Consider the following 7,547-nt stretch of genomic DNA (forward strand, 5'->3'; position numbering starts at 1 on the left):
CGCGTTTCAGACACTCGGGGCTCCGACGTCACGCTGCATTCTCAAGAAACAATCGTCATTACCGACCACCGTGAGGCCCTTTCGCTCATACAAGGCTTTTGCAGGATTATTCTGAAAAACCGTCAACCGCAATGCCGGGCGTCGTTCCTTGCAGGCCATCGCGAAAACCTGATCGATCACCCAGGAACCGGCGCCCTGCCGCTGAAAGGCGTCCAGCACGTGCAGTTCACGAATGTACAGGGCCCTGGCGTCGCGACTCAGACTCACGTAACCCACGCGCTCCTCACCTTTCAGGATCAACAGGTTTTCCCGCCCGGCCCAGGCCACGTCAAACGCTTCATCCTGCCAGCGCAAGTCGTGCTGAATGTAATAGCGCAGCATGGATTCACAGGTCAGCGCTCGGGCGAAATCCAGGTCTCGGGACGTAGCCGGGCTTAATTCATATCCGGGGGTGAGGGTCGAGTGCGTCATGATCGGGCTGTATCCGGGCAAGTGAGCTGAGTGTGTCACAACCTGCGCGGCGCTCAAGCAATAGAAGTGCCTGCGTCAATCGATAGCATTTTCTGATTGAATCCGCGTACCGGCCTCTAGTAAGCTCGGCGCATTCATCGGAGATCGATCATGTTCAACACCCTCTCAACGCTTAGTACCGTCAGCGCCCTGCGCTCGGTTGCGGCTGCCCGGGTGAATAATGTCAGTCCGTCCGTTAGCTTTTATTTTGGGTATTGGTTTAGCCACTGGCGCGCCTGATACCCACACGGCGCCCACTTCAAACGGGTCGCCACCAGAGATTTCTCAACCCCCGGTCGGCTTCCCGATCGGGGGTTTTGTTTTTTCAGCTTGCCACTTTTGCAAACACTTGAGGATTAACGACATGAACTACGCCACTTATTACCGTCACGACAGTTTTACCGCCTGGCGATTTAGCAGCCTCCGCTCGGGACAGCCTGCCGCCTCCGATCGGTCACCCGCAGGTGGCAAGCACACACACGCGGTCAAACCGGCCAATTGTCGAACACCCCAGTAGGGCCGAGTGCGCGGGAACGAACCCGCCGCCTGCCCAGGAAGCCTGAATATGAACTCGTCCGTCTCTGCTCTGCCACTGTCCACTCTGAGCCCTGCCAATGAAGCGCTGACGGTGCGTCTGCCAACCTCATTGCAACTCAAACAGCAATTGCCGCTCGGCAATACGCTGACCCGACAAGTCGCCAGCCACCGCGATGCCGTCCGCTCGATCCTCAACGGTGAAGACTCCCGTTTGCTGGTCATCGTCGGCCCTTGCTCGATTCACGACCCCGAATCCGCCCTCGAGTATGCCGGCAACCTTGCCCGTCTCGCCGCTGAAGTCAGCGACCAGATGCTGCTGGTCATGCGCGCCTACGTCGAAAAACCACGCACCACGGTAGGCTGGAAAGGCCTGGCTTACGATCCGCATCTTAACGGCAGCGATGACATGGCCCACGGCCTGACATTGTCCCGGGCGCTCATGCGCGAAATGCTGGAGCTGGGCTTGCCAATCGCCACCGAATTACTGCAACCGATGGCCGCCGGCTACTTCGACGACCTGCTCAGCTGGGTCGCGATCGGTGCACGCACCACCGAATCACAGATCCATCGGGAAATGGCCAGCGGCCTGAGCATGCCGGTCGGGTTCAAGAACGGCACCGATGGCGGGATTTCCGTTGCCAGCGACGCCATGCGGTCGGCCGCCCACCCTCACCGTCATTTCGGTGTCGACAGTCAGGGACATCCTGCCATCGTTCACACACCGGGCAACCCTGATACCCATCTCGTCCTGCGCGGTGGCCATCGCGGGCCGAACTACGGCCGCGACAGCGTTGCTCAAGTGAACAGCGAGCTTGGCAAGCTGAAGATCCCGGCACGGATCATGGTCGACTGCAGCCACGCTAATAGCGGCAAAGACCCGCTGCGTCAACCGGCAGTATTCACTGATGTACTCGAGCAGCGTCTGCAAGGTGACACCACGTTGATCGGCATGATGATCGAAAGTCATCTGTTCGAAGGTTGCCAGCCTTTGAGCCCGTCGCTGCGTTACGGCGTCTCGGTCACAGACGGTTGCCTGGGCTGGAGCGCCACGGAGCAATTATTGCTTCAGGCGGCAACGCGGCTGCGTCGACCCTGAGCTTCAGCCGTCCGGCCTTGCAAAGGCTGGGCGGCGTCATGAACGCACTTGCAGTAACGCCATTTCGGATTGTTGAGTGACATCGTCGAGCCGCTCAATCGAGTAAGACACCTTAACGGTCGACCCGCGGTGTTCTTTCCAAAACGGGTAAGGCACGCTGAACTCCAGCGGTTCGCCGGCCGACTCTTTCGAAATCTCGCGCGCGTCACGATGACTGAAATGCTCGCCATTGCATTTCAGATAGACCAGCTCACCGTCCTCTGTCTCAGCGTCAACGATGGAAATGGTTGCACCCTCGAGCACATCTTCCAGCGCCAGCCAGCCGTTGTCAGCCTCCAGAATCTCTGGCGGCGCCAGCGTAGCGCGGATCAGCGGCCCGATCATTAATTGTGCAGGCTGTGAGTGGCGGGTTTCCTCGCCCTGCCGGACTGAATACGCAATGGTCACGGTGCTGTTGAGGTTCGGCGCTATTTGCTCCGGATTGATCCAGAATGACAGCTCCCCACCCAGCGCAAATGCCTCGATCATCAGCGTATCCGTCAGGCTTGCCTGCGGGGTAATACCCGTCCAGGACAGCTCAACACGGTCGCCGACCGACATTCGCGAATACGCTCTGATGGTCACAAGCGTGCCTTGCGGGACTCGGCCTGGATCGAGCGTGTCGCGTACCGCTTCGGGAACACATGCAGGCAAAAGCCCTGTGCTGGCATCGCCCACGCTCAAGTGCAAAGAGCCGGACCTTGCAGGCTCAGTTATCCGTGCACTCTGGAGTGTGTAGTAAACCTCGAGTGAACCGCCGTCGAGTGCGGCGATATGTTCGCCATCGATGACGATGACGACGGCAGCACCCACCTGCCGCTCGCTGATGAAACGCGCGAACTCGCGGCGATACACAACACCCTCGACATCGAGACCCGTCCAGGACACCAGCAACCTGTCGCCACATGCCATGCCGGTATAAGGCCGAATCCGGATGACGGCTTTCCTGTCAGCAGGGTCCAGAACGGCGCCCCTCGCCTGATGCAGGACGGGTACGGATAGCCCGATTTCTTGAGGGATCCCGGCTTCGCATGTGCTCATTGGTTTACTCCATTCCATGGAAATCGCGTTGCCTGAGGATGGCAACAATCGAGGCTTATTTAATCGCGAATCTGCCGGAGGGCGATGTCGGGCGAATGCGCCGGATGTCTGGGGCAAATGCCGATCGCCGAGTAAGGCGCTTCAATGCGCCGCGCAGAAGTCGTTGAAAGGACGTCCGAAGATTCGGAACAAGACCTCGTGGACATACGGGTTTTCGTACCAGACCTATTCCGTTTTCGCCGTTCTACAGCGGACTTTTCATACATCGCGGCTGCGCAAGAGTGCATTAGAGTGAAACCCGGACACCCCAATCAACTTCCCCGAAGAAGGTACGCACATGCAACGGAATGCAACGACTCAGTTTCCGATTCTGCTGGTCCATGGGCTTTTCGGTTTTGATCGAATTGGCCGGGTCGACTTGTTCCACGACATCAAACAAGCCCTGCGCAGCGCTGGTGCCAGGGTGTTCATCCCTCATCTTTCAGCGACCCATTGCAACGAAACGCGCGGCATACAACTGCTGGCGCAAATCGAACGAGTGCTGGACGGCACCGGCGCCGAGAAAGTCAACCTGATAGGACACAGTCAAGGCGCACTCACCGTGCGTTACGCTGCTGCGGTTGCGCCAGAGCTTGTCGCGTCGGTCACTTCCGTCAGCGGTCCAAATCACGGCTCGGAACTGGCCGATTTCCTGCGCAAGGCGCTCACGCCGGGGAAACTTCCGGAAGCAGTCGCAGAAACCGTGGCCACGCTGTTTGCAGATTTCATCTCTGTACTCAGCGGTCATCAAAAAATGCCACAAAATGCCGTTGCTGCGCTGAACGCGCTGACTACTGAAGGGGTGGGCGCATTCAATGACAAATACCCGCAGGGCTTGCCAACCACGTGGGGCGGCAAGGGCCGCGACCAGGTCAATGGCGTTCGCTACTACTCCTGGAGCGGCACGTTGCAGGGAAGCGTTCTGGACGAAGGCGCCAACAAGCTGGACCCATTGCACGGATTCTGCCGTGCCTTTTCCCACTATTTCTCCACCGAGGCCGAGCACAACGACGGCATGGTCGGCCGTTTCAGCTCCCACCTGGGCAAAGTAATTCGCTCCGACTATCCGCTGGATCACATGGACAGCATCAATCAGACCGCTGGCCGAGTCCGTCCCGGCGTCGACCCGGTGGGCCTGTACGTGCAGCATGCCGAACGGCTGCGCAAGGCCGGCCTGTAGACATCCGAAGGAACTTTGAGAAGAAATGGGCCACTGAATCCGGTAGGCTCAACACTTTACCGAACGTTGAAAGGAGTATTTTCCCATGGCTAAAGCCACTGCCCGTCACATCCTGGTTGCCAGCGAAGACAAATGTAACGAACTCAAAACGCAAATCGAAGGCGGCGCTGATTTCGCCGAAGTGGCCAAGGCCAACTCTACTTGCCCGTCCAGCCGTCAGGGCGGCGATCTGGGCTCGTTTGGTCCAGGTCAAATGGTCAAGGAATTCGATACCGTGGTTTTCAGCGCGCCGATCAACGTCGTGCAAGGCCCGGTGAAAACCCAATTCGGCTATCACCTGCTCGAAGTGACCAGCCGTCAGGACTGATCATCGTCTGATTGCCTGTACAACGGCCCGCCTTTTTGGCGGGCCGTTGTGTTTTGGTTACGCGATACGGCTGGCGAGGAACGCGCCGCTAGCGTACAAATTACGCTTTTCGACCACCCGGCTTTAAGGCTGATAATGCGACTGGCTTTCCCTACTTTATTGCTCACTGCCGTGGCACTGCTTTTGAGTGCTGCCGGTGTGAATGCCACCCCACAGCATGCGCTGACCGTGTATGGCGAGCCGGCGAAATATCCCGCCAACTTCAGTCATTTTGCCTACACCAATCTACAAGCCCCCAAGGGCGGCACAATGCGCCGCTCGGCGCTGGAGATCGGTCACTACGATCACATCCTTCCTTATATAGACAAGGGCATCGGCGTATCGCAGATCGACGGCCTGCTCTATTCGCCTCTGGCGCAACGTTCGCAGGACGAGCCGTACACCGTTTATGGCCTGGTGGCGCAGCAAATGGAGCGGTCCGATGACGGCCTCTCGCTACGTTTCTACCTGAACCCCGAAGCGCGTTTTGCCGATGGCAAACCGATCACTGCTGAAGACGTGCGGTACACATTCAACCTGCTGATGACCCAAGGCAGTTTGCGCTACCGCACTCAGTTCGCCGACGTCAAAGGCGTCGAAGTTGAGTCGCCGCGCACAGTGCGCTTTGACTTCAAGACCAATGAAAACCGCACCCTGCCCCTCGACATCGCGACCCTGCCGGTACTTCCGGAGCATTGGTGGAAGACCCGCGATTTCGCTGGCGGCGGCGGTTACGAGCCTCCCTTGGGCAGCGGCCCGTACCGGGTCGGCAAGGTCGACTCCGGGCGCACGATCACTTTTGAACGCAATCCCGACTGGTGGGGCAAGGACCTGCCGGTCAGTCGCGGTCTGTATAACTTTGATCACTTCAGCATCGAGTATTTCGGCGACACCGACGTGGCGCGGCAGGTCTTGCGCGGAGGCGCTTACGATTACAACCGCGAATTTTCCGCTACCGGTTACTCGATCGGCTACGACAGCCCGGCGCTTAGCGACGGTCGACTGCAAAAGGCTCACCTGGCGCAAAATGCACCGCAGTCCGCTCAGGGATTTGTGTTCAACCTGCAAAATCCGCTGTTTCAGGACCTGCGCGTGCGCAAGGCCTTGGTAATGCTGTGGGATTTTGAATGGACCAACCGGCAGATGATGCGCGGCCTGTACATCCGCCAGCAAAGTTATTTTTCCAACAGCGAGCTCGCCGCGCGCGAGCTCCCGGACGCTGCCGAACGGGCGATTCTGGAGCCGTTGCGCGGGCAAATACCGGACGAAGTATTTACCCAAGTATTCGAGGCGCCAAAAACCGACGGCAGCGGCATGATCCGCGACAAGCAACTGGAAGCGTTGAAACTGCTCGAACAGGCCGGCTGGCAACCCGATGGCGATCAATTGGTGAATGCCGAAGGAAAGCCCCTGAGCTTCACGTTTCTGATCAGTCAGAACGGCCTGGATCGAATGTTACTTCCGTACAAGCGCACGCTGAAGCAGATCGGTATCGACCTGAACATCCGCCGTATCGATTCGTCTCAATACGTCAATCGCCTGATGTCCCGCGATTACGACATGATCGTCACCGGCTACCCGGTGACCACCTCTCCCGGCAATGAGCTGTACAACTATTTCGGCTCGGTCGCGGCAAACGATCCGGGCTCGAACAATTACATGGTGTTGAAGAACCCGGCCGTCGACACACTGGTCGACGGGCTGGTGCGCGCGTCCACCAAAACCGACATGTTGCGCCACGCCCATGCATTGGACCGGGTGCTGCAATGGAGTTATTACTGGATCCCCAATTACTATCCGCCGGGCAGTTCGACGGTGTGGTGGAACCGCTTCGGAATTCCCAGCGTGCAGGCGGCTAACGACGAAGTCATCGAAAGCTGGTGGGAGGTGAGCACCACGCCACTGACCAACCAGCAGATGACCGCTGAACTGATCAAACGTGGCAGACCCGGAGGGCCGCACTGATGTGGGCTTATATTCTGCGGCGCCTGATATTGATCATCCCGACGCTGGTGATCATTCTTCTGGTCAACTTCATCATTGTGCAGGCTGCACCGGGTGGTCCGGTCGAGCAGGCGATCGCGCACCTGCAGGGCATCGGCGGCGGCAGTGTCGGCGGCGGCTCCAGCGAAGTCATGAGCAGCAGCTCGCGCGCCAGTCGCGGCCTTGATCCGCAACTGATCAAGGAAATTGAAAAGCAGTACGGCTTCGATAAACCGGCACCCGAACGCCTGTGGCTGATGCTCAAAAGCTACGCGCAACTGGACTTCGGCAAGAGCTTCTTCCGCGGCGCCACAGTCACCGACCTGATCCTGGAAAAGATGCCGGTGACCATTTCCCTAGGGCTCTGGGCGACGCTGATCACTTATCTGGTGTCCATCCCGCTGGGCATTCGCAAAGCGGTGCGTCATGGCAGTCATTTCGATATCTGGAGCAGCACCGCGATCATCATCGGTTACGCGATGCCGGCGTTTCTCTTCGCGATGTTCCTGATCGTGGTGTTCGCCGGCGGCACGTCGCTGAACTGGTTTCCGGTGCGCGGCCTGGTGTCGGACAACTTCGAGTCCTTGTCGACCGTGGGCAAAATTGCCGATTACTTCTGGCATCTGGTGTTGCCGGTGACGTCGCTGGTTATTGGCGGTTTCGCGACCCTGACCATCCTGACCAAAAATTCCTTCCTCAACGAAATCACCCGCCAA

Annotated in this window: 7 protein-coding genes; 5 read left to right on the plus strand and 2 right to left on the minus strand. The window is 58.5% G+C overall.

From position 1 onward, the window contains the following. Positions 1-6 precede the first annotated feature (6 nt). Complete coding sequence (locus tag DU29_RS0116800; RefSeq protein WP_033050616.1) at positions 7-471, minus strand: GNAT family N-acetyltransferase; 465 nt, start codon at positions 469-471, stop codon at positions 7-9. A gap of 604 nt (positions 472-1,075) precedes the next feature. Here DU29_RS0116800 and DU29_RS0116805 point away from each other — a divergent pair. Then, positions 1,076-2,143 carry a 3-deoxy-7-phosphoheptulonate synthase gene (locus DU29_RS0116805; RefSeq protein ID WP_028622711.1) on the plus strand — a complete coding sequence of 356 codons (1,068 nt, stop codon included), beginning with the start codon at positions 1,076-1,078 and terminating at the stop codon, positions 2,141-2,143. Positions 2,144-2,179: 36 nt separating this feature from the next. On the opposite strand, the gene DU29_RS0116810 is transcribed toward DU29_RS0116805, so the two are convergent. Then, positions 2,180-3,271 (minus strand): hypothetical protein, encoded by a 1,092-nt coding sequence (locus DU29_RS0116810; RefSeq protein ID WP_236645621.1) that lies wholly within the window; start codon positions 3,269-3,271, stop codon positions 2,180-2,182. Between the two features lie 289 nt (positions 3,272-3,560). On the opposite strand from DU29_RS0116810, the gene DU29_RS0116815 reads away from it, so the two are divergent. The 4 genes from DU29_RS0116815 to DU29_RS0116830 form a co-directional block, all read left to right on the plus strand. Continuing rightward, on the plus strand, positions 3,561-4,442 hold the full coding sequence (locus DU29_RS0116815) for a triacylglycerol lipase (RefSeq protein WP_028622713.1): 882 nt from the start codon (positions 3,561-3,563) through the stop codon (positions 4,440-4,442). An 85-nt stretch (positions 4,443-4,527) separates the two neighbouring features. Further along, entirely contained in the window at positions 4,528-4,809 is a 282-nt protein-coding gene (locus DU29_RS0116820) for a peptidylprolyl isomerase (RefSeq protein ID WP_028622714.1), read from the plus strand. A 135-nt stretch (positions 4,810-4,944) separates the two neighbouring features. Then, complete coding sequence (locus DU29_RS0116825; protein ID WP_028622715.1) at positions 4,945-6,813, plus strand: extracellular solute-binding protein; 1,869 nt, start codon at positions 4,945-4,947, stop codon at positions 6,811-6,813. Then, positions 6,813-7,547 (plus strand): ABC transporter permease subunit (locus DU29_RS0116830; RefSeq protein ID WP_028622716.1); only part of this gene is annotated, 735 nt, incomplete at its 3' end. The genes DU29_RS0116825 and DU29_RS0116830, both read left to right, overlap by 1 nt.

The sequence above is a fragment of the Pseudomonas sp. Ant30-3 genome, from assembly GCF_000690905.1.
In the GTDB taxonomy this organism is placed as follows: Bacteria; Pseudomonadota; Gammaproteobacteria; order Pseudomonadales; family Pseudomonadaceae; genus Aquipseudomonas.

Coding starts and splice junctions, on each gene's coding strand:
- DU29_RS0116805 (WP_028622711.1), top strand. CDS start 1,076: ATGAACTCGTCCGTCTCTGCTCTGCCACTGTCCACTCTGAGCCCTGCC.
- DU29_RS0116820 (WP_028622714.1), top strand. CDS start 4,528: ATGGCTAAAGCCACTGCCCGTCACATCCTGGTTGCCAGCGAAGACAAA.
- DU29_RS0116815 (WP_028622713.1), top strand. CDS start 3,561: ATGCAACGGAATGCAACGACTCAGTTTCCGATTCTGCTGGTCCATGGG.
- DU29_RS0116825 (WP_028622715.1), top strand. CDS start 4,945: ATGCGACTGGCTTTCCCTACTTTATTGCTCACTGCCGTGGCACTGCTT.
- DU29_RS0116800 (WP_033050616.1), bottom strand. CDS start 471: ATGACGCACTCGACCCTCACCCCCGGATATGAATTAAGCCCGGCTACG.